The sequence below is a fragment of the Aliivibrio sp. 1S128 genome (genome assembly GCF_001691065.1).
Lineage (GTDB): Bacteria > Pseudomonadota > Gammaproteobacteria > Enterobacterales > Vibrionaceae > Aliivibrio.
On the sequence record NZ_MAJV01000180.1, the window covers coordinates 1 to 449 of the forward strand.

Consider the following 449-nt stretch of genomic DNA (forward strand, 5'->3'; position numbering starts at 1 on the left):
GATGCATTTGTTATATGCGTTCTTAAAATTGGTTAAAAACAGCTTCTATTTTGTTGCCATCTAAATCCAGAACATAAGCTGCATAATAACCTTCACCATATTCAGGTCTTAGATTAGGCTTACCAGAACAAGTGGCTCCATTTTTAATTGCAATCTTATAGAAATTATCGACTGATTCACTATTTGGGGCATTAAAAGCAACATGAGAGCCATTACCATTAGTCGGACTATTTTCACAAGGACAACCAACCCAAAATTCAAAACTATCACCATAAGCAGCTGCAATTCCATCAATATAATGGGAGCGTTTTATTGATAGAGTTTCAAATACTGCATCATAAAATGCCACTGCCGCTACTACGTCTTTTGTACCAATAGAAATATGATTAATGATCACGTCAATCTCCTTATTAATTTTAATCCTTTCAAGCATATAACGCCTGCATAAC

At 34.7% G+C, this 449-nt stretch carries 1 protein-coding gene; it reads right to left on the reverse strand.

What is annotated here, in order from left to right:
• Positions 1-22 precede the first annotated feature (22 nt).
• Positions 23-397, reverse strand: coding sequence for a VOC family protein (locus A6E03_RS19645; protein WP_065601579.1), 375 nt, complete (start codon positions 395-397; stop codon positions 23-25).
• Positions 398-449 lie beyond the last annotated feature (52 nt).